The organism is Flavobacterium cerinum (assembly GCF_004028155.1).
Taxonomy (GTDB): Bacteria; Bacteroidota; Bacteroidia; order Flavobacteriales; family Flavobacteriaceae; genus Flavobacterium; species Flavobacterium cerinum.
In genome coordinates this window covers 91,459-113,927 of the sequence record NZ_SBII01000014.1, presented here as the reverse complement: position 1 = coordinate 113,927, position 22,469 = coordinate 91,459, and the positions used below count along the sequence as shown (strand labels likewise).

16 protein-coding genes are annotated in these 22,469 nt (G+C 36.8%); 4 read left to right on the top strand and 12 right to left on the bottom strand.

Annotated elements, in window-relative coordinates; all coding sequences use genetic code 11:
- Positions 1-52 precede the first annotated feature (52 nt).
- Entirely contained in the window at positions 53-994 is a 942-nt protein-coding gene (gene lgt / locus EPI11_RS17035; RefSeq protein WP_128391197.1) for a prolipoprotein diacylglyceryl transferase, read from the top strand.
- A 92-nt stretch (positions 995-1,086) separates the two neighbouring features.
- Complete coding sequence (locus EPI11_RS17030; protein ID WP_128391196.1) at positions 1,087-2,037, top strand: hypothetical protein; 951 nt, start codon at positions 1,087-1,089, stop codon at positions 2,035-2,037.
- 62 nt (positions 2,038-2,099) lie between these two features.
- On the opposite strand, the gene EPI11_RS17025 is transcribed toward EPI11_RS17030, so the two are convergent.
- The 4 genes from EPI11_RS17025 to secDF form a co-directional block, all read right to left on the bottom strand.
- Positions 2,100-3,011 carry an energy transducer TonB gene (locus EPI11_RS17025; protein ID WP_128391195.1) on the bottom strand — a complete coding sequence of 304 codons (912 nt, stop codon included), beginning with the start codon at positions 3,009-3,011 and terminating at the stop codon, positions 2,100-2,102.
- 8 nt (positions 3,012-3,019) lie between these two features.
- Positions 3,020-3,412, bottom strand: a complete 393-nt coding sequence (locus EPI11_RS17020; RefSeq protein ID WP_128391194.1) for an ExbD/TolR family protein — start codon at positions 3,410-3,412, stop codon at positions 3,020-3,022.
- On the bottom strand, positions 3,409-4,113 hold the full coding sequence (locus EPI11_RS17015) for a MotA/TolQ/ExbB proton channel family protein (protein WP_128391193.1): 705 nt from the start codon (positions 4,111-4,113) through the stop codon (positions 3,409-3,411). Before EPI11_RS17015 ends, EPI11_RS17020 begins: the two co-directional genes overlap by 4 nt.
- A 161-nt stretch (positions 4,114-4,274) precedes the next feature.
- Positions 4,275-7,235 (bottom strand): protein translocase subunit SecDF, encoded by a 2,961-nt coding sequence (gene secDF, locus EPI11_RS17010; RefSeq protein WP_128391192.1) that lies wholly within the window; start codon positions 7,233-7,235, stop codon positions 4,275-4,277.
- Between the two features lie 182 nt (positions 7,236-7,417).
- Here secDF and EPI11_RS17005 point away from each other — a divergent pair, with 182 nt between their 5' ends.
- A complete protein-coding gene (locus EPI11_RS17005) occupies positions 7,418-7,783 on the top strand; it encodes a hypothetical protein (RefSeq protein ID WP_128391191.1) in 366 nt (121 codons plus the stop codon).
- Between the two features lie 54 nt (positions 7,784-7,837).
- Here the strand turns inward: EPI11_RS17005 and mdh are convergent, their stop codons facing one another.
- The 6 genes from mdh to EPI11_RS16975 form a co-directional block, all read right to left on the bottom strand.
- Positions 7,838-8,773, bottom strand: coding sequence for a malate dehydrogenase (mdh, locus tag EPI11_RS17000; RefSeq protein WP_128391190.1), 936 nt, complete (start codon positions 8,771-8,773; stop codon positions 7,838-7,840).
- A 266-nt stretch (positions 8,774-9,039) separates the two neighbouring features.
- Positions 9,040-10,980, bottom strand: coding sequence for a DNA topoisomerase (ATP-hydrolyzing) subunit B (gene gyrB / locus EPI11_RS16995; RefSeq protein WP_128391189.1), 1,941 nt, complete (start codon positions 10,978-10,980; stop codon positions 9,040-9,042).
- A gap of 232 nt (positions 10,981-11,212) precedes the next feature.
- Positions 11,213-12,829 (bottom strand): asparagine synthase B, encoded by a 1,617-nt coding sequence (gene asnB / locus EPI11_RS16990; protein ID WP_128391188.1) that lies wholly within the window; start codon positions 12,827-12,829, stop codon positions 11,213-11,215.
- 219 nt (positions 12,830-13,048) lie between these two features.
- Positions 13,049-13,501 carry a hypothetical protein gene (locus EPI11_RS16985; RefSeq protein WP_128391187.1) on the bottom strand — a complete coding sequence of 151 codons (453 nt, stop codon included), beginning with the start codon at positions 13,499-13,501 and terminating at the stop codon, positions 13,049-13,051.
- Between the two features lie 92 nt (positions 13,502-13,593).
- Entirely contained in the window at positions 13,594-15,357 is a 1,764-nt protein-coding gene (locus tag EPI11_RS16980; protein ID WP_128391186.1) for a porin family protein, read from the bottom strand.
- 12 nt (positions 15,358-15,369) lie between these two features.
- Positions 15,370-18,390, bottom strand: coding sequence for a tetratricopeptide repeat protein (locus EPI11_RS16975; RefSeq protein ID WP_128391185.1), 3,021 nt, complete (start codon positions 18,388-18,390; stop codon positions 15,370-15,372).
- A 258-nt stretch (positions 18,391-18,648) separates the two neighbouring features.
- Here EPI11_RS16975 and EPI11_RS16970 point away from each other — a divergent pair, with 258 nt between their 5' ends.
- Positions 18,649-19,332, top strand: coding sequence for a cell division ATP-binding protein FtsE (locus EPI11_RS16970; RefSeq protein ID WP_128391184.1), 684 nt, complete (start codon positions 18,649-18,651; stop codon positions 19,330-19,332).
- A 67-nt stretch (positions 19,333-19,399) separates the two neighbouring features.
- Here the strand turns inward: EPI11_RS16970 and EPI11_RS16965 are convergent, their stop codons facing one another.
- Positions 19,400-21,148 carry a T9SS type A sorting domain-containing protein gene (locus EPI11_RS16965; protein ID WP_164879196.1) on the bottom strand — a complete coding sequence of 583 codons (1,749 nt, stop codon included), beginning with the start codon at positions 21,146-21,148 and terminating at the stop codon, positions 19,400-19,402.
- 64 nt (positions 21,149-21,212) lie between these two features.
- Positions 21,213-22,379: a 3-coathanger stack domain-containing protein gene (locus EPI11_RS16960; protein ID WP_164879195.1), complete on the bottom strand. Its 1,167-nt coding sequence runs from the start codon at positions 22,377-22,379 to the stop codon at positions 21,213-21,215.
- Positions 22,380-22,469 lie beyond the last annotated feature (90 nt).

Here is a 22,469-nt window from a genome sequence, read left to right as displayed (position 1 = left end):
ACCCAGATACTTCGGGCATTTTTTTACTTTTACCAAAATTCAAAATTACATAATGACACACGCATTAAGCATTGTCTGGAATCCATCCAAAGGCATCGATTTAGGAATCTTCACATTACATTATTACAGCCTTCTATGGGTAGCCGCATTTGCTTTAGGATGGTATCTTATGAAACGTATTTACATTCGCGATGGCGAATCGATAGAAAACCTTGATAAATTGTTTATCTACACTATAGCAGCTACTATGATAGGAGCACGTTTAGGTCATGTCCTTTTCTATCAAACCGAACTGTTCACACAAGATCCATTAAGTATATTTCTCCCATTTAGCTTTAATCCTAAATTTGAATTTACTGGATTTAAAGGTCTTGCCAGTCATGGCGCAGCTATTGGAGTCATACTAACAATGATCTATTACAGCAAAAAAGTAGTTCATCGCCCATTATTATGGATACTGGACAGAATTGCCATACCAGTAGTCAGTGGAGGCATTTTAATACGCATAGCCAACTTTGTAAATTCAGAAATAATTGGTAAACCAACAGATCAAAGCCTACCGACAGCAGTGAAATTCATTAGAGGGGAAGAATTTCTAAACGATTCAAATATATCTGCTGTTACAGGCGAACAAGACCTTAATAAAGCTTATCAAATGATACAACATAATCCTGATTTCAGTGAGATTCTCGCAAAGATACCTTATAGACATCCTGCACAGTTGTATGAAGCCTTTGGTTACATTTTCGTCTTCGCTGTGGTCTTTTATATGTACTGGAAAACAGATGCTCGCAAAAAGCACGGATTCATTTTTGGTATATTCCTTGTATTATTATGGGCAGTACGATTCTTTGTAGAATTTGTTAAGGAAAGTCAGGGAGGCTTTGAAGGTGACAATCCAATATTATTAACCGGACAGTGGTTAAGTATTCCATTTATCCTTGTAGGTTTTTATCTCATTTTCACCTCTAAAAACAAAACAGAAACTTTATAAATACAAACCGCCATTTGGGCGGTTTTTTGTTTATATTTTGGTAACAAATAGTACATATTTACTACTAATACCATATTCATAACAAACAAATCATGAAATATATAAACCTGATTCTACTTTTTATAAGTGTAGTTGGAAACTCTCAAACAAAAGAAACAGTGATCCTTTCAAATTCTGATCCGTATGATTTGTACAGATCACATGACAAAGACTCTTCCACCCTGTTTTACAAGTTGATTATTCCTAAAACAAAACCTATTGCCGTTTTAGTTATACTTCCGGGAGCAGGAGAACCGTTAGACTATGCAGCTGATCAGATAACGCTACACAAACTGGCAGCGGACAAAGGTTTTCTTGTAATATTTCCGTCAATAAACCAGATTTCTACAAAACAGACGTATGAACATGAAATGCTTAATAAAATATTTACACAGGTAATTAAACGCTTTGGCATACCAAAAGATAAATTTGTTTTAGGTGGATTTTCGGGAGGAGCTATGCTATCATTAAGTTATGCTGAAAAAGCCAATAGTGAAAAGGGAAGTACCACTGTAGTACCTAAAGCTATATTCGGAATTGATCCACCCTTAGATTATGCAAATTTATGGCAGCACTGTATTAACGACCTTGAACGTAATGTGTCTGAGGCAGCAGTTGCCGAAGGCAAATGGGTTACTGAAATGTACAAAAAAGAGTTTGGAGGATCGCCGGATGAATTCCCTGAGAAATATATTAAATATTCCATTTACTCCCATAGCCAGAAAGATGGGGGAAATGCAAAATACCTACTAAGTACTCCCGTATTATTATATGCAGAACCTGATGTTGCCTGGGCAATGAAAAACAGGCAGCGTGATTTTTATGATCTTAATGCTCTTGACATTTCAGCAATGATAAACCTTTTACAATTAGGTGGAAATAAAAATGCGGAATTGATTATTACATATGACAAGGGTATACGTCCTAATGGACAGAAGCATCCGCATTCGTGGTCAATTATGGATTCTCAGCAATGCCTGGACTGGATTATGAAACAATTATAAAAACAAATAACCCACGCAATTGTGTGGGTTATTTGTTTTTATAACAATAATTTGAAAATGAATTATTCTGACAGTTTGAAATTATAAATGATTTTACCTACCTGCTTCTCAGGAGCTGAATCACTGCTATTAAATTTAGTGTCCATTGCAGCAATTTTAGCCTGATCCAAAAGACATTTAGCTGAGTTAGTAGTACCTCTAACACCTGGCACAGCACCAATCACCTTACCATTTTTATCTACAGAAATTTCCACAACAACTATACCTTCTTCATTGCATTTATAAAGAGGTTTAGGTTTAGTTAACGGCTTTCTTCCTCCGAGTTGATAATCACCAACTCCAGTTCCTCTGCCAGCTCCACTTCCACCGCCTGAACCGCTTCCTGAACCCGGCCCGGTACCCGTTCCATTTCCAGAACCGTTACCCCCACCAGAGCCTCCTCCGCTCCCACCATCACCATAATAGCTTCCGGAATTCTTATCTCCGCCAAGTCTTCCTTTATTTCCGGATTGCCCATCATCTCCATCACCACCTTTACTGTTTCCATTTAATATATTAGCAAGGGCATCAGATGTTGTTTTAGATGGATGTGGCGGACCTTTTACACTAACAGGCTTCGTCTCTACTTTCTTAGGCTCTTTCTTCTCCACAGGCTTCGTTTTTACTACTGCCGGAGCATCATCAAGATCACTGGAAACAACTTCCTCTTCATTAGCTTGAGATGCCTGCGGTACTTGTTTTACTTTTTCGGTAACATTAAGTACTTCATTGCGAAAATCAGCTCCGGAACCTACATCACTATCTCCAAAGTTTACAGTCACACCGCCTCCACCTCCACCGCCTTCGAGTTCGGAAAGGTCTACAAGGTCTGTTTTTTGAGTATATTTCATAATAAAAAGCAATAACAATACTATAGCAAAAGTTACCATAGTAATTATCAGTGCTTTTTTCTCTTCTGCTGTTAAATTAGCCATAACCTCAATTATTTAGTAGTGGCGATAGAAAACTTCAGTTTGTTCTTCTGCCCAATCTGTAATATATCTACCATGTCCTGCACCTGAAGCTCTTTTGGAAGTCTAACGATAACTACATTGTCTCCACTAGCGCTAATTCTTGACATTAACGTACCTTCAAGTTCTTCAAAAGGAACCTGCTGCTTGTCTATAAAATACTTTTTATCGGCGGTTACAGATATTGTAACATGTGCTTTATCAGTCGTTTTATTAGAATCTGCCTTTGGTAGCGCAAGGTCTATAACGTTTGGGTTAGCCAGTGTAGAGATAATAAGGAAGAACAACAGCAAAAAGAACATGATATCGCTTAGCGCCGATGCCGCAATTTCTGCATGAAAACGTTTATTTCTCCTTACTCTCATTTTCCTGTAGTTATTACATTAACAAACTGTATAACCTGTTTTTGCACTTTTAGCGCGAAGTTATCGATCATCATATTAAAGAAGTGATAACCTGAATAGGCTATAACACCAACAATAAGCCCTAATCCCGAACTGATCATTTTTTCATACAAACCGCCTGAGATACTTCCAATACTAATATTCTCTGTAATCGAAATGGTATAAAATATTTTAATAACCCCTGAAATTGTACCGATGAAACCAAGAATAGGTGCAATACCAGCCACAAGACCTAAATAACCTAATTTCTTCTCCATCATAGCGATCTCAACATTGGTAGTCTTTTCCATCATACCTTCTATCTCGCTCAATGGTCTCCCTACTAAAGCTATACCACTTTCAAGAATAGTACCATAAGCCGTACCTGATTTACTTGCAGCAATTTGTGCTGCCTCAATTTTACCTGAGTTAAGCTGGTAACGCACATCATTAATAAGTGCATTATCTTCTTTACCCTGTTTACTTATATACAAAGCTCTTTCAATAATAATGTAAATAGTAAAGAACAGGAGTATAAGGATTGGAATTACCATAACCCCACCTTTCATAAGCATCGAAAAGAAATTAATCGATTGTTCTGTTCCTGCAGCCGCCGCATCACCAGGAGCTGCATCTTTTGCCACAGCAAGTGAGTCCTGTAGTAATAAAATTAAGTTTGTCATGTTCTGATAAAAGTTTCTTTTAAATGTAAAATATACTCTTTTCTAAGTATTCTTCTTTATAATGATAACGAATATATGCTTTTTTGAGTATGCAAAAAAACAAAATAAAAAAAACCTGTCTATATGCATAGACAGGTTTTTTTATAATAATCTATATTATATTACACCTCTTCATTGTGACGTTTCACAATCAGGTCTTTATCTTTTTTAGATACTGTATCTACAAGAACCGGTGTAGCAATAAATAGTGAAGAATAAGTTCCTACTACGATACCCACAAGCATTGCAAATATAAATCCACGGATAGAATCTCCACCAAAGATGAACATAATTAATAATACCATGATCATGGTTAACGATGTGTTGATCGTTCTTGACATAGTTGTATTAATAGAAGTGTTCACAATATCACGGAAGTTACCTTTAGTATTACCTGCAAGATATTCCCTTACCCTGTCAAATACAATTACCGTATCATTCATCGAATAACCAATAACAGTAAGGATCGCAGCAATAAAGTGCTGATCCATTTCCATATGGAAAGGCATGAATTTGTAACATAGAGAGTAGATACCAAGTACAAATATAACGTCGTGCGCTACAGCTGCAATAGCACCTAAGCTGTACTGCCATTTTCTAAAACTTACCATTAAGTAAATAAATACAATAGCCATAGAGCCTAATATTGCCCAAATTGAATTGGTCTTGATATCGTCTGCAACAGAACCATCAACTTTACTAGCCTGTAGTACACCTAGTTTTTTACCTTCGTAAGTATTTACAAACTGTTCGTATGTAATTGGAGTACTATAGTACTTCTTAAGTCCTTCAAACAATAATTTATTTACTTCTGCATCAGCTGCAACGGTTTTTTCTTCAATTTTATATTTAGTTGTAATTCTTAATTGCGAATCATTACCAAATACTTTTGCATCAACATTATCTTTAAAGATATCTCCAAGATCTTTTTTCACATCTTCAGTAGAAACTGACTTGTCAAATTTAACCTGGAATGTTCTACCACCAACGAAGTCAATACCTTGATCAAGTCCATTCACAAAGAATATAGACACACAGCTTACGATTACTACTATAGAAGAGAAAGCATAAGTATATTTCTTAGCTCCAAGGAAATCGAAATGGAAGTTAGTAAACCAGTTTTTAGAAAGATTAGTAACAAAAGTTAGTTTATCTCCTCTTCTTACACTCCAGTCAAGCATCATTCTTGTAATAAATATCGATGTGAAAAGAGATGTAAATATACCTATCAACAATGTAGTAGCAAAACCTTTAACCGGACCTGTACCAAATATTAATAACACTAAACCTGTAAGTACGTGTGTAACGTTCGCATCGGTAATAGATGACATTGCACCTCTCCAGCTAAACGATGTTTTAATTGCTTCGTCAAGTGTTTTTCCATGACGTAACTCTTCTTTTGCACGCTCATATATAATAATGTTCGCATCTACTGCTGTACCCATTGTAAGTACGATACCCGCAATACCCGGCAATGTTAATACAGCACCTAAACTTGCAAGGAAACCAAAAAGGAAAAGTAAGTTAACAATAAGTGCAATGTTAGCATACCAACCTGATTTACCATAATAAATAACCATCCAAAGTGATACTAGTAATAGACCAGCAATAGATGATAGTATACCATTATCAATAGCTTCCTGACCTAATGACGGACCTACCACTTCTGACTGAACGATATCAGCTGAAGCCGGAAGTTTACCTGCTCTTAGGATGTTAGCTAAATCTTTTGTTTCTGTTACATCAAATGATCCGGAAATTTGAGAATTACCTCCTGCAATAGGACCTGTAGATACACCTGGTGCAGAATAAACAACATTATCAAGAACAATAGCAATATACCCTTGTGTAGTATATGCTTTTCCTGTCATTTCTTCCCAAACCTGAGCACCTCTATTATTCATCTGCATTTCTACAGATGGCTTACCAAACTGGTCGAAAGTATCGCTTGCACCTGTAATAACGTTTCCGCTTAGGTCAGGAATACCTTCTCTGTTTGTTTTAAGAGCATAAAGCTCAAGCATTCCTTTGTTCTTTTTGTTTTCTTTACCCCATGCAAAACGCACATAACGAAGATCACCTGAAAGTAACGAACGGATATCTGATCTTTTAAACCAATTGTTTACTGCTGCTGTATCTTTTGTAGAAGCCATACCAATTACAGGACCTCCCTGGCTTGGAACAAGCTTATCAAATAATGGGTTAGCACCTTTTACCGGAGCTACAGCTGAATCTTTAGATTTATCTGTAAGAAGTTTTTCGATATCAGAATTTGCTTTTGTAGTATCTTTTGCTACTTCAGCAGTTTCTGCTTTCTCTGTTTTCTTAAGAACCTCATTAGCTCCCATAAGGAATCCTTGCAGGTCGTTTACTTTGTATGCTTCCCAGAATTCAAGTTGTGCAGTACTCTGCAATAATTTTTTTACACGGTCAATATCTTTAGCACCAGGTAATTCTACCATGATACGACCTGACTCTCCAATTTTCTGGATATTAGGCTGTACAACACCAAATTTATCAATACGCTCTGTCAATACGCCAAAGGCACTATCGATAGACTCGCTAACTTTTTTCTTTATAACGGCTTTAACCTGATCATCTGTCATTTTTGTATTGACAGCATCACCCATTATCCTGTTTGTGAATAGTTCAGGCGAAGCTAATTTCACGCTGCCGTTAGACTCTTTATCAAACGCAATAAAGAACGCGTCAAGATAATCCTGATTACCCTGTCTGTTTTTTGTAGCTTCACTTAAAGCTTTGTTTAAAACAGGATTTTTAGAGTTATTAGCAAGGCCATGTATGATATCTTTTACAGATATCTGCAGCATTACGTTAATCCCTCCTTCAAGGTCAAGACCTTTGTTGATCTGTTTGTTCCTTACTTGATCATATGTATACCCTAAATACACAACCGAATCCTTCATTGAATCAAGATAGGCTAGCTCTTTATCAGAGTCGCCACCGGCAAAAGCCTTAGCATCTTTCTCAATACCATTAGAAACGAATGTGAACGAAAGCTGGTAGATACATACTAACGCAAATAGTATTGCGAAAAATTTAATGAGTCCCTTATTCTGCATTATTACTAAAAATTAATTATGTTCAATTTTTTTAAAACGAGCAAATATATAATTTACCATTAGATTAACCAATTTATTTACTAACATTATCACAAAAAACAAAATTCACTCAAAAAGTATTTTTTAACAGTTTGGCTGTAAGGCACAAACCGCTTAACTTTGAGTATCTTAAAATCTTCTTTATGAAAAAGTTAGTGGTAATTTCGGCATTTATGGCCTTTGCATTCAATACCCGCGGACAGCAAACCCAACTATCTGACAATTTAAGTGTTGCAATAAAAGACAGCGCTAAAAAACTGGAAGAAGCACGACAAAAAAACATCCTTTATTACGCTAAAGACAATAAGCCCGCAATAACTGAAAACAGTACTAAAGACAAGGCAGAGACTATAGATTTCTACGATATTTACTTACAAAATATTCAGGACGGATTCTACAGAGGCAACACCGATCCTGTTATTATGTATATGCCGGCACCAGGGCAGAATCTCGATTATAACACTATTGATCGTAACAGCAATGGCAACTATATGACGGTAAAAGAATAGCAAAATATACACAAATAAGGCTGCCACGGCAGCCTTTATCTTTACTCTTACTTTTTACGCCAATACCGACTTTAGGTCGGCGTTCATATTTCTTACCGCATCAGCACTTTTAGCCAATAGGGCTTTTTCACTGTCGTTAAGCTTAATACTCACAATTTCTTCGATACCATTCTTTCCAATGATACACGGCACACCAAGACAGATATCGTCCTGACCATATTCACCTTCAAGGAACACTGAGCATGCAATCATTTTTTTCTGGTCGTTAAGAATACTATCTACAAGATAAGCGACAGATGCTCCCGGAGCATACCATGCAGATGTACCTAATAAACCTGTAAGTGTAGCTCCCCCCACCATTGTATCGGCAGCTACTTTTTCTAACTGCTCCTGAGAAAGGAAATCGGACACAGGACTGCCGTTGTAAGAAGCAAGCCTTGTAAGAGGTATCATAGTTGTATCACCATGCCCACCTATAACCATACCCTGAACATCGTTAGAAGGCTTATCTAAAGCTTTTGAAAGATAATATTTAAAACGTGAGCTATCTAATGCCCCACCCATACCAATAACTCTGTTCTTAGGCAGACCGGTAGCTTTTAGTGTTAGATAAGTCATTGTGTCCATTGGGTTAGACACAACTACTATTATAGTATTTGGTGAATGTTTAAGCACATTTTCTGCAACCGATTTCACAATACCTGCATTGATCCCTATAAGTTCTTCGCGAGTCATTCCCGGTTTTCTTGGTATCCCGGATGTAATTACTACTACATCACTATTTGCAGTCTTAGAATAATCGTTTGTACTGCCTGATACTTTTGTATTAAATCCTGTCGTGGTAGCACACTGCATAATATCCATCGCTTTGCCTTCAGCAAATCCTTCTTTAATATCAAGCAGAACCACTTCGCTTGCTATCCCTCTGTAAGAGATAACATCAGCACAGGTAGCGCCCACATTGCCGGCACCTACTATTGTTACTTTCATAATTTATTGAATTTTGGTTGTTTTTAGGTTATTAACGACATCAGCAAATACTGATATCTACAAAAATATCAAAAGCAAACCATGTTTGCATATTAAATCTTCTCAATATTAAACATATTTGACCACTTTTCCACATATTTTTTTTCCATTTCTTAAAGAAAAAACCTTTTTACACGTTCCAGCCCAAAAGAAATCTTATAATTGCTTAAAAAAAGACAAGGCATCCGTTACCGAATGCCTTGTTGTGTTTGTATATATAGAAATACTTATGCGTCAATTTTTGCGTAAGCTGCATTCTTTTCAATAAATTCCCTTCTTGGTGGAACCTCATCCCCCATAAGCATTGAGAATATCCTGTCTGCCTCTGCAAGACTGTCAATATTTACCTGACGAAGTGTACGGAAACTTGGATCCATAGTAGTATCCCAAAGCTGCTCCGCGTTCATCTCTCCAAGACCTTTATAACGTTGAATCGCAGATCCACCGCCCATTTTCTCAGTTATAGCATCACGCTGAGCATCTGTCCATGCATACTCCTTCTTAGTTCCTTTTTTCACAAGGTATAATGGTGGAGTTGCAATATAAACGTGTCCATTCTCGATAAGCTCTTTCATAAAACGGAAAAAGAACGTAAGGATAAGCGTAGCAATGTGACTACCATCAACATCGGCATCACACATAATAACAACTTTATGGTAACGCAGTTTTTCAAGGTTAAGCGCTTTACTATCTTCAGCAGTACCAATGGTAACACCAAGTGCAGTAAAGATATTACGAATCTCTTCGTTCTCGAACACCTTATGATGCATTGCCTTCTCTACGTTAAGGATTTTACCCCTTAGTGGTAAAATTGCCTGAAAAGCCCTGTCACGTCCTTGTTTTGCAGTTCCACCTGCCGAGTCTCCCTCGACAAGGAATACTTCACATTTAGCAGGATCCTGTTCAGAACAGTCCGATAGCTTACCCGGAAGTCCACCGCCACCCATTACGGTTTTACGCTGAACCATTTCACGTGCTTTTTTAGCAGCGTGACGTGCCTGTGCAGCAAGTATTACTTTTTGCACAATAACCCTTGCGTCATTAGGATTCTCCTCAAGATAGTTCTCAAGCATTTCACTAACAGCCTGGCTTACCGGCGCGACAACCTCACGGTTACCTAATTTTGTTTTTGTCTGTCCTTCAAATTGCGGCTCCTGAACTTTTACCGAGATAATAGCTGTAAGCCCCTCACGGAAGTCATCACCTGAAATTTCAAATTTCAGTTTATCAAGAAGACCTGAACTATCAGCATATTTCTTTAGGGTATTTGTTAATCCCCTACGGAAACCTGACAAGTGAGTACCTCCTTCGTGTGTATTTATATTATTTACATAAGAGAAAATATTCTCTGTATAACTCGTATTATAGATAAGCGCAACTTCTACAGGTATTTCACCTTTTTCACTTTCCATGCTGATAACGTGCGAAATGATCGGTTCACGGTTACCATCAAGGAAACGGATATACTCCTTTAACCCTTCATCAGAATGGAAAATTTCAGAAACAAATTCGCCTTTATCGTTTTTCTCTCTTTTATCAGTAAGCGTTACTGTTATTCCTTTATTAAGGAATGAAAGCTCACGCATACGTGCGGCAAGAGTATCATAAGAGAACTCTGTTGTTTGTGTAAAGATAGTATTATCAGGATAAAACGTCTGGGTAGTACCTCTTTTGGTTGTCTCACCAATCTGTTTTACAGGGTAGACTGACTTACCTTTTTCGTATTCCTGTTCATAAATTTTACCGTCTCTGTAAACAGTAGAGCGCATGTGGTTGGATAATGCATTTACTACAGATACACCCACACCGTGAAGACCTCCGGAAACTTTATAAGAATCTTTATCGAATTTACCTCCCGCACCAATTTTAGTCATTACTACCTCAAGGGCAGAAACTCCTTCTTTTTTGTGCATGTCTACCGGTATACCACGACCATTATCTTCAACTGTTACAGAACCATCTTCATTTATAGTAACACCTATTGTGTCGCAATGGCCACCCATCGCCTCATCAATAGAGTTATCCACTACTTCATATACCAGATGGTGCAAACCACGGACACCTACATCGCCTATATACATGGAAGGACGCATTCTTACGTGCTCCATTCCCTCTAAGGCCTGAATACTGTCTGCCGAATAACTGTTTTTATTTACCTCTTCACTCATAAAATTTTATTCTTAACTAAATTTTAGGTTTAACGAACAAATATATGAAAACAGGAGGGATAAAGCTATCAAAACACCCCTTTTGGCACCTAAGTTATTAACAATTTATTAAAAGAGAGCATACTATGATAATAAGCCACTATAGTGTTAAAAATAGTGCAAAAAAAAGACGCTCCTTTTACAGCGGAACGCCTTAAACATAAACAAACAAACTAAAATTTAATAAATCCTATTACACTTCCTGACTAATCTGTGCCATATATGTATCTGCCTGAACGTGTGCTGCATTAGCACGTCCGCTCGGGTCTGTATTTTGCTGCCATTTTGGTATCCATCTGCGCACTGTCTGTGCAGCACTTACCTGCGGGAAATGTTTATGAAAAATAGCTCTGTAAAAGTAAGCTTCCCTCGTAACGGGTGTATTGTAAGGGAATCGTTCGGGTGCGCCTGCCAGTTCTTCATCTGTTACTTGTGCCGAGCAGTATTCGATCAATGTATCGATCCAGCTGTATCCTACCCCATCACTAAACTGCTCCTTCTGCCTCCACAATACCTCATCCGGTAAATAAGGACTTTCCGGTGTATCAAATGCTTTTCTAAGGATATATTTCTCTATACCATCATAAGTTATAGGTTGTTTTTCTTCCGGTCGTATTTTTATAGCCAGCTCTAAAAATGCTTTATCTAAAAACGGTACACGCGCCTCCAGGCCATGGGCCATTGTTGACTTATCTGCACGCAGTAAATCGGCCGTAAAAAGTTTTTGAACCCTTTCTATCGTTTCTTTCTGAAAATCGGCTGCAGATGGCGCATTTCTAAAATACAGATAACCTCCAAAAACCTCATCGGCTCCTTCTCCGGAAAGCACAACCTTTACCCCTGTTTCTCTTATAGCTTTAGACAGGAAATACATTGGTGTACTGGCTCTTATGGAAGTAACGTCATAGGTTTCCAAATGCCATATGAGTTTATCAAGAATCTCAATACCCTGTTCTATCGTGAAATGTATCTCATGATGTTCTGTACCTAAAAAATCAGCTACTTTTCGGGCAGCAACAGCATCTGGAGCATCAGCATTAAGACCAATTGAAAATGATTTTAGTTTTTTTCCTGAATCCTGCAGCAATCGGGCTGCTATAGAAGATGTAAGTGAAGAATCTAACCCTCCGGAAAGCAATACGCCTACCGGAACATCACTCATAAGCCTTTTCTTTACAGCCTGAGTAAGACTTGATCTTATAGCCTCCAAATCGGCATCTTCTACCGCTTTAGATGCATCTTCCCATTCCGGTTTGTAATACTTTACAAAACCTGTTTTTTGGGTATAATAGTATCCGGGAGGGAACGTTGAAAATGTTTTACAATGATCGGCAATGGCTTTCATTTCCGAAGCAAAATAAATCCTGCCTCTTTCATCAAGTCCATAATACAATGGCTTAATACCTAAGGGATCACGCCCGGCAATAAAATCATCGCCATCAATTACCACAAAGGCAAACATCCCATCGAGCATGTTGCAAAAATCATAACCAAACTCTTCATATAAATGAACAATAACTTCAGAATCAGAAGTAGTTCTGAATGTGTGATTTCTTAATACTGTATCACGCAGGTTCTGATGGTTGTAAATTTCACCATTATGTACCATCCATGCTTTAGATGTTCCCTGAATTGGCTGCCTTCCCGTATTAAGATCTATAATCGATAAGCGCTCATGGCTTAATATACTTCCACTCTCAGTAACATAAAGATCACTTTCATCCGGGCCTCTATGCGACATCCTTTTAGAAAGCTGCTTTACTAACACTTCATCTTTCCCTTTACCGATAATTGCTAAAATCCCACACATATTATTCTTATTTTAAAATTTATCACTAAAGCATCTTTCACTTCACTTTAGCAAAGCAAAAATGATATTATAGTTTTAATTATAAAACACAAAGAACAATTTAGCTTACAAATAAAAACAAACAAAGACTATTTTAACATATTATATAAGCAACATACCTATTTAAACCAGAAAGAGGTTACAAATCATAAAAAAACCATCCGGAAAGGATGGTTTTTTTTAGCTAATTTCTTCTATTGTATATTTTGTACCGCTTATCTCAAAAGTTCCTCCAACCTCTATGCCCATGAGTTTAGTACCCAAAGGCGATTGGGGCGATAACGCAATGACAGATATTCCATCTATCATTATTTTAGGCAGTGCAGCACTTACAAATAAATACATATTATTAGCCTTTACAAGACTCCCCAGCACTACTCTGGGCACAGTAATTTCAGTATTTATTTTCTCCAATACTGCCTTTTGAGCAAGAAATTCACTTAACTTATGATTTAGCTTCTCCTGCTCCAAATGCATCATAGAAAGCGCTGTTTCGTGCTTATCTCCAGCCGATCCTTTTGCATCATTAGAAGCATCTTCGGTTAATGCGCTTATCATGTCACGAAATGCGTCTATCTTGTCATCTACCTGCTGTATGTAGTAGTTTAGCGTTTTATGTTTTAGTGTATGCAATGTGTTGAAGATTTAAACGATTGAAAGATTTAAAAATTGAGAAACTACCCAATCTTTAAATCTTTCAATTATAATTTTTAACTATTTTTCTTTTAGAAATTAAACTTGTAAGATGCTCCTACCAAAACCTGGAAGCCCTGTACTTTATAATTCACCCAGCGCTCATAATCCTGATTCGCTATATTATTTAATTTCAAGAAAGCACTAAGGCGCTCACTGTATTTATACCCTACATGAGCATTAACATCGAAATAATTTTTAAGCGTAACCACTTTAGTATCATAAGCCAGCCCGGTATCTACAAATGTGTTACCCGGAAAAACAAGATCTTTTCTATCGCCTACGTAAAATACATTGGCTCCGGCAGACCATTTTGTATTGATATCAACATCAAGGCTTGTCCCTACTTTTATTTGCGGCATATTCCAGGCTTCAGACTGGTTGTCTAACGAATAGCTGCTAAAAGTTCCATTAACACCAAACCTTATGTTTTTACTTAAATCTGCTTTTAATTCTCCAAAGAAACTTACTGTTTGCACCTGATCATACACTACACTGAATGAATTACCATATTCGAAACCATTAAGATTTGCTCCAGGGCCAGGTAATACTCTTGGATCAAAATTTAAGAACATTGCTTTATTACCTTCATTCATGTACGAACCGCGAATGTTGTAAGCAATGGCACTTGCAAGCTTACCTTTTAACCCAACATAAATATCATATTTCTTATCTGTAGGTGTAATTGCCTGTAATGGCGATATAAAAGGGTTCTCAGATACAAAATCAGCATACGAGTTTTGTTTCAACCCTCCTTCTGCCCCTGCATAAGCAACCATAAGATCGCCCACTACTTTATAGGATGCTTTTACCTGAGGGTAAACATAGAATTTATTATCTGTATCGCCATTCATCTTACCCATACTATAAAACAACCCCGCACCCAGCTGTACCGAAAGATCATCCTTCTGATACACTAAACTTGGCTGTATACCAAAATTCAAATTGCTGTACTCTATTGGGAACTCAGTATCTTCTGCAAGATTTCCGCCTACGTAATCGGCAACAAAATCAACTTTTATTTTTTCTTCCATCACATCAATATCTAATGATGGTTTTACAAAAAAGCGATTCTCTACGGAACCGTAACCGTCCCAGAAACGTTTGTACTGCATAGAAGCTTCCCTAAAGAAACTATCTTCAGCAGCGATCTTACCTCCTACATAAACAGTATTATAGGTTTGCTTTGGATCTATCCCTCTAATTGTTTCATTATCTATATCCTGGAACTGTAACGGAAGACCATACCAGTTATACACCTGATTCTGGAAACCCAAATCGGCATTCCAACTAAAATCCTTCTGACGGTTACCATAAGTAAGATCTAATCCGGTATTATAATATTTATCATCAAGTTTGATGTTTTTTATCCCTCCCTGAGAAGAGATATGGCGCAACATAGCCCCAACATATTCGTTACGATTAAGATTTTCTGTAATAAACAATTCTGCATTAATAGTACCATAGTTGCCAACTCCTAAAGTAGCATAATTGTTATATAATTTTTCACGCTGCTGCCTGTCTACACCAGCAGCTTTACCTTTAGATGGTGTAAAAGTTGAAGCAACGGGAAATGAGAAAATATTATATTTTATCTCTTCCTTCTGTGTATTATCCTCGTCTTCTATTACAGGTGTCTCTTTTACTTTAAAAGCATCAGATATTGTAGGTGTGTAGGGTTTTACAACATTTACCACCTCAGTACCTATATTTTCATCCTTCTTTTGTGAATGCGCTCCCTGTGCAACAGCAAATGCTGCTAATACGGCTATTTTATATTGAAATTTGATCTTCATGGCTTAGTCTGATTATTTTTGGATGGATGAGTTACGTTTCGCTTCTTCTGCCTTTATAGCATCAAGCTCTTTCTGTGCTTCTGCAACAGCATCCGGATAAGCTGTAAAGTTCTTAACAACACTTTCCAGTATATAAGTTGCCTGGAAGCTGTCTTTTAATCCGTAAAAGTTTTTAGCCATTACAACTAATCCTTTTGCTCCAAAATATTTGTAACCTGAATAGTCTTTAGAAAGCTTTTGTACTGTTGTATTTGAAGCTTCAAACTTTCCATCTTTGTTTTTAAAATAAGCATCATAGTATAATGCCTCTGCCGCTAACTCCCCCTTAGCAATTGTTAGCAGTTTAGCATAAGCTTCTCTCGCTTTAGGCTCATCATTCGCTTTAACTGCAGAACGTGCTACGATTATCTGTGCGTCGCTTTTTACCTTATCTTCCGTTTTAGTATTACTCAATACTTTACCAGCATACACTACTGCATTAGCATAATCCTGCTGATCATAGTACCCCTTCATTAGGTTAGACTGCGCAAAAGTTACATTCTGAGGAAAATCTGCCTCAACTTCAAGACGTTTTAATACAGGAATAGCTTTAGCATAATCACCTTTCTTTAAATAGATCTGTGATAACCTTGCTAACGCCTGCTCTGTAAATTCACTTCTCGATTTAGAGATCACAAATTCGTAACTAGGTATCGCATTGCTTTCTAATCCTTCTGCATAGTACGACTGCGCCAGATAGAAATTGGCTTTTAACGACGATATTCCGTTAGGGAATTTAGCCACATAACCACTCAGTGATGATATTGCTTGTTTGTTGTTATTTTGAAGATATTGCTTTTCAGCAGCTTCAAAGGCAGTATTATCAAGATCGGCATCAGTTACATCAACAAAATCCAGTGTTTTAACCCATGCAGCATATTCGTCTGTACGTCCTTTATCTACATAGATCAAACGGGCAGTAGATACTGCTTCCATAGCCTCCGGTGTATTAGGGAATTCGGCAACCACCTTTTTGAATTTATCCAATGCTTTTTCATCGTTCTCTGCATTATAATAAATAAGCGCCTGACGCATTATTGCTTTAGACACGTAAGAGCTCTCTTTGTAGTCGGCGATAAGTTTATCGTACGTCTGAATTGCTTTAGTTGTGTTTTTCTCGGTAACATAGGTATTCCCTAGTTCATACAAAGCATCGTCTGCATACTTCGATTTAGGATAAGTTTGTACAAACTTGGTAAGATCTTCAATCTTCTTTTCATTCCTGGCTACAAAGCCATAACTAAGTCCTTTTTGGAAGAAAGCATAATCAGCATCAATACCTTTCATATCAATAGCTTTATTATAAGCTTCCATAGCCGGCCAGTATTTACCTGTAACGAAGTTACTATCACCTAAACGAAGGTAAGCATCGTTAAGCCTTACCGCATCTCCTTTTGCAGTTGCCTGCGAAACATAATCCTGAAAATATTTTGCCGCCTGTTCATACTCTTTTAGCTTAAAGTAAGTATAGGCCATATTATAATTAATATTTTTATACTCAGGTGTCGTTTTCGCCTCAGCATTACCCATAAATTGTTTAAAGGTTATCAATGCTTCACTAAAAGCATTAAGTACAGATTCTGTTTCTGCTTTCCAGAACGTAGCACGGGCAGTGATCCTTGGGTCACGAGGTTCAGCAATCGATTTTTTAAACATTGTCATTGCTTCCTGATAGTTACCATCAGTATACAACTCAAGTCCGCGGTAAAAAGTCACCTTTTGGTAAGCCGGCCTATTAGTTGCTGACTTATCTTTTTCTAGCAGGATTAATGCTTCCTTGTAATTCTTAGATGTAATGTAAGAATTGATTAAAAGGGTCTGTATCTCTTGTTTAAATTGGGTAGCAGGATATTTTTCAAGGAAAGCTCCCAATACTGCAGGAACACTTTGATAAGGGTTACCGATTTCGTAACTTACCTTTGCATAATTAAGCCATGCATCTTCCTGAATTTTCAGGTCGTATTCCATTTCAGATGCATTTTTAAACGCATTAAGCGCCTGCTGTTTTTTACCCGATTTCAGATAACTTTCACCAAGGTGGTAATATGCATTTTGGGCAACTGAATCATTACCTTCTATAATTTTGTTGAACTGAGCGATCGCATTTTCATAGTCACCTTGCTTGTAATACGCATAACCCAATTGATAGAAATCAGTATTATTCCATTTGCCTTTTTTACCGTGGTATTCTTTTAGATAAGGAATAGCCTTATCGTATTTACCAAGGTTAAAGTAGCTCTCTCCTATAATTTTATTAAGCTCTGACTTTTCATTCGCATCAGATTTAGAAAGCTGTGGCACACCAAGATCGATCGCCTTTTGGAAGTTACCAAGCTTAAAATTCATATCAGCTTGGAAGTACGACATTTTTTCTTTGTACTTCCCTTGGTCTTCTACCTGTTCAAATAACTGGTTTGCTTTTTTATAATCGTCACTTTCGTATGACATGAAACCCAGATAATATTTAGCCTGAGAACCAAATTCCTTAGAGTTTATAACTTTGTTCAGGTATTTATCTGCCTGTTTTTTATCACCTGCACTAAAATAACTGTAGCCTTTTTGAAAGTTATATTTATCCCTATCGGCAGTACTCATGCTGCTTTCATCTACTTTGTCATACCATTGCAATGCCTGCGGATATTTGCCCTGGGCAAAATAATAACCGGCAACCTCAATAAAAGCCTGATTTTGTTTTGTGCTGGTAGGGTAATCTTCAACAAAATTCTCCATAAGCATATCAGCATCCATCTGGTCGAGTCTTATTGCGCAATTTGCGATGTAATAAGCACAATCTGCCTGAACCTCCATTTCTTTGTTTTCACCCTTTGTTTTTTCAAAAAGTATCTGCGCTGCCTGATACTGCTTGTCATTGTAAAGCGTTATTGCTTTATCAAAATCTTTTAGTTCATGGGTGTAAATTGCGGATTGTTGTGCCGAAAGGCTTAAGCCCCAAAGCGGTACCGAAAATAGGAGTAGCCTGTTTAGTCTGCGCATGTGTGTTAATTTTTATGGAAAGCCAAATATATCAATTCTTATTATTAATCAACGGAAGTTTTTAGGCTTTTAGTATCGTTTTAGGAAAATCATAACACTATGAATTTTTCAAATCAATTAACTTTTTTTTAGACGAAACAAACAAAAACTAATTTAAAAAAACGACCTTTCACCTATAAACCGTAAACACTCTCAAAAATAAAATTTTGAATAAAAGCGTTTACTTATTACTTTTACCAAAACAAACACTCTAAATCTATGTCCCAGCCTGTATTATCACTACAAAATGTTACCATTTACCAGGATAACAATGCCGTACTATCTGACATTAACCTTGAAGTTAATCACGGTGAGTTTATTTATATAATTGGAAAAACAGGATCTGGAAAAAGTAGTTTTATGAAAACCCTGTATGCCGATCTTAAACTACAGGAAGGCGAAGGAACATTTGTAGATTACGACCTAAAGACATTAAAAGAAAAAGACATTCCGTACCTACGTAGAAAAATTGGTATCGTGTTTCAGGATTTTAAGCTCCTGCCAGACCGTAGTGTACATGATAATTTATTGTTTGTACTGAAAGCTACCGGATGGAGTGAAAAACAGGAAATGGATGTTAAGATCAATGAAGTACTGGATAAAGTAGGCATGAAAAATGCCGCTAATAAAATGCCGCATCAGGTATCGGGTGGAGAGCAACAAAGAATTGCCGTTGCCCGTGCCCTATTAAATGATCCGGAAGTTATCCTCGCTGATGAGCCTACCGGTAACCTTGACCCACAAACCAGTGTAGAGGTTATGCAGCTGCTTCGTGAGATCAACCAAAACGGAAAAACCATTATTATGGCAACACATGATTATGCTTTATTAATGAAGTTCCCTTCTAAAACACTTAAATGCGATGCAGGTACTTTGTTTGAAGTTATACAAAGAACAGTTTAATTCGCAGTAATATATAAATAAGAAAGCCCCGCAATCGCGGGGCTTTTCTTTTATAAGAAATAAATATTTAATCTTTTATCAGTTTTTTAACCTCAACTTCTCCTGTATCAGTTGTTACCATTACCATGTAAAAACCTTTAGGATAATTACCTATATACAGCTCATGAGATTTATCATTAACCTTTCCGCTATAGAATATAGTCCCTGTTAACGATTTCACTTCTACATGTACCATCATCTTATCTGATGCTATAACAGTTCTGTCAGCAGCAGGGTTAGGTGAAAGTGTGAAAAGGCTTTGCTTAACTTCGGTCTTAGCAAAACTCTGATTATCTTCTTCTGTAGTTCTTAGACCCGAAAACTGACCGGAACACCCTTCAATATACCCTCTAAAAGAAGCTCCACTCGCTCCATGAAAACCGGGCTTTAATACAACTGCAGTGCCTGCATGATAATTTGCAGAACCATTTTCTGTAATTACATTAGCAGCATTTAAGGTATTTGAAGCCTGCCTGTTGTTTTGTCCCTGAACAACATTATTTGCTGTAGTAAGAGTTAATATAGAAGTACAGCCTGATTGCTGCCAATGTACCCATTGAGGAAGTCCCCTACTAACAACCGTTGTACCTGATCCATACAAATAAGCATCTTCTACTATAGTTGGAGCCAGTATATTATTTGGATTATTTATCACCCCAAGTCGATTTCCAATTTGATTTGTGAAATATATCTTATTATCAATACCAAGCTGTAAATCATAGATTCCATTATCAAAAGACACATAATTTAATACATCATATTGTGAAGTAGTGTAATAAATTTTCTTACCTAAGAAATCTCCATTTGGATTATAAACGTCACCCGCTGAAAAATAAATATTACTACTGTCTGGAGAAAATTCCACTCCATATGGATTTCCATTATTTTTTGTGATAATTATGGGATGTTCCTCATCCAATATCACTTTACCTGTAGTATTATTAAAACTACCCAAAACCACACCGGGATATCGATTTGAAGGAATTAAAGCTTTGGTTTGTATAGAATTTTGTACCCCATCATGATATGCTATCGCTATTCTTTGTGTATCAGGACTTATTTTCATACCTCCTATTCCTGATAATAAATCATTCGTAACAGTATTAACAGTTTGAGTGTATGAATTTGGAACTAAAGTGATACCTGCAGAAGTTACTTTATAGGAATAAATGTATCGGTCAATTTGTGTAACTATCCAATAGTCGTTTCCATTACTCTGTACAGTCGCTGTTAACTTTTCGCTATAATTACCTACATAGCTAGCAACAGTGTAGTTTTCATCTATAATGACCCCATTATGATCTTTTAATGGAATATTTTTAGCACCTGCTACAATACCGCCCAAACCTCCATTTAATGCCATATCAACCTCACTATAATACAATCCCCCCCTTGGGAATGACTCGGTCATAGACTGAACACCGTCTAATGTTACAACATAATAATTATCACTGTCCCCGGGTTTTGGCACAATTATAACACCCTGTGTGCTAATAAAGTCGCCTTTTAAATCGTTAGATGTTATATAATAAACACTATTAGTTCCAATAGAAACAATAGACCGTCCATTAGTATGAAATAACTTTTTACCTGATTGATCAGATACGGTTGCACAACTAGCGAAAGCAGTCATATCAACGGATGATGACTTCTGAGGATATGGCAAAAACTCGAATGCTAAACCATAACCAAAATCCCAATTGGCATTTTGCAGATTTTGTGCCTCTACTAAGAAAATAGGCATAATGACTGCAAACCATATATATAGCTTTTTCATAATCTTCATTCATTTTTAAAGTTAAGGCCGTCAATTGACGACCTTAACTAATTATCAAACTGTATTAATTTTTAATAAGTTTTTTAAATTCTGTTTTACCATCAGAAGTGGTGACGGTTACAACATATATCCCTTTGGGATAATTACCTATATTAAGCTCATAGGAAGTCGCTTTGATTTCACTTTGAAAAAACGTTAACCCACTAAGTGATGCTACTAAAACAGAACTCATTAACTTGTTTGATGTTATTGATACATTATCTATCGCGGGATTAGGATAAAGAACAAAAATTTCTTCTTTTTTTTCTGCTTCTACATTTTCAGTATTAGCCATCATCATTGCAGACGAGTCACCACATCCTGCTATATAAGCATGTAATTGTGATCCTCCAGCACCATAAAAACCAGTCTCCATGACTATATATTCACCTGCCTGATAAGTAGTTTTCACTCCTGAATATATAAATGACTGCAATCTAAGAAAGCCGGATTGCTGACTAAAATAAGGAGTAGTATATGTCGTCATTTCGTTAAATTCATGATAGTTACCTATTTTGCATGGAGGAAATTGAATATAGACCGAAGTACTGACAGAATTTGAAGAACCCGGAGAGGAAACTTCCCTTACAAAAAAAGTATTTTGGGTAATTGGCCCTGGATTATAATCTTTTGATGTAGCTCCCGGAATCACGCTCTGTGGACCATTAGGCACAAAATATTGTTTCCATATATATGTAAAAACACCAGACCCACCAGTTGGAGTAGATCCAATTATGGGCTCCGGTATCCCGCCTACAGGTAAACTTTGATTAGCAGAAATGACATTATTAAGAATAGGATTTCCTGATACGCTTGTTTTATCAATAGGCCATCCCACTGAAGTACCACTGCCACCAATATTTAAAGGTTTATAAACTACATATATATAATCTCCTGAAAAATTAAAATCTGATGCATTAAGAATAATTTTCCCTACACCCGTTACTCCATGAAATTTAGGTGATGAATTAGTTGGCCCAAGAGTTATACCGACCGTTTGCAACCAATCTGGTTCAATCTTGTTCGTTCTTTTAGCATAAACCTCAACGTTTCCGAAAGCATCAGAGTCCACTAAATTTACATCTGTTGTAACTTTTGCATCAAATGTAAATGATACAGTACCTGACGAATTAAAATTAATTGGTTGCCCAGATGGTATAGGTGTACCGTTTGAGTATCTTACATTAATCATACTCACTGTATATTGACTGTAAGAATAACTAAAACACAAACAAAATAATATATATAAATATACGCTTTTCATAATTTCTTAAATTTAGAT

What these genes read in the sequence shown, in the direction of transcription:
- EPI11_RS16975 (WP_128391185.1), bottom strand. Translation starts at nt 18,390, where the DNA reads ATGCGCAGACTAAACAGGCTACTCCTATTTTCGGTACCGCTTTGGGGC.
- EPI11_RS17020 (WP_128391194.1), bottom strand. Translation starts at nt 3,412, where the DNA reads ATGAGAGTAAGGAGAAATAAACGTTTTCATGCAGAAATTGCGGCATCG.
- lgt (WP_128391197.1), top strand. Translation starts at nt 53, where the DNA reads ATGACACACGCATTAAGCATTGTCTGGAATCCATCCAAAGGCATCGAT.
- EPI11_RS17015 (WP_128391193.1), bottom strand. Translation starts at nt 4,113, where the DNA reads ATGACAAACTTAATTTTATTACTACAGGACTCACTTGCTGTGGCAAAA.
- EPI11_RS17025 (WP_128391195.1), bottom strand. Translation starts at nt 3,011, where the DNA reads ATGGCTAATTTAACAGCAGAAGAGAAAAAAGCACTGATAATTACTATG.
- mdh (WP_128391190.1), bottom strand. Translation starts at nt 8,773, where the DNA reads ATGAAAGTAACAATAGTAGGTGCCGGCAATGTGGGCGCTACCTGTGCT.
- gyrB (WP_128391189.1), bottom strand. Translation starts at nt 10,980, where the DNA reads ATGAGTGAAGAGGTAAATAAAAACAGTTATTCGGCAGACAGTATTCAG.
- EPI11_RS16965 (WP_164879196.1), bottom strand. Translation starts at nt 21,148, where the DNA reads ATGAAAAAGCTATATATATGGTTTGCAGTCATTATGCCTATTTTCTTA.
- asnB (WP_128391188.1), bottom strand. Translation starts at nt 12,829, where the DNA reads ATGTGTGGGATTTTAGCAATTATCGGTAAAGGGAAAGATGAAGTGTTA.
- secDF (WP_128391192.1), bottom strand. Translation starts at nt 7,235, where the DNA reads ATGCAGAATAAGGGACTCATTAAATTTTTCGCAATACTATTTGCGTTA.
- EPI11_RS17030 (WP_128391196.1), top strand. Translation starts at nt 1,087, where the DNA reads ATGAAATATATAAACCTGATTCTACTTTTTATAAGTGTAGTTGGAAAC.
- EPI11_RS17005 (WP_128391191.1), top strand. Translation starts at nt 7,418, where the DNA reads ATGAAAAAGTTAGTGGTAATTTCGGCATTTATGGCCTTTGCATTCAAT.
- EPI11_RS16970 (WP_128391184.1), top strand. Translation starts at nt 18,649, where the DNA reads ATGTCCCAGCCTGTATTATCACTACAAAATGTTACCATTTACCAGGAT.
- EPI11_RS16960 (WP_164879195.1), bottom strand. Translation starts at nt 22,379, where the DNA reads ATGATTAATGTAAGATACTCAAACGGTACACCTATACCATCTGGGCAA.
- EPI11_RS16980 (WP_128391186.1), bottom strand. Translation starts at nt 15,357, where the DNA reads ATGAAGATCAAATTTCAATATAAAATAGCCGTATTAGCAGCATTTGCT.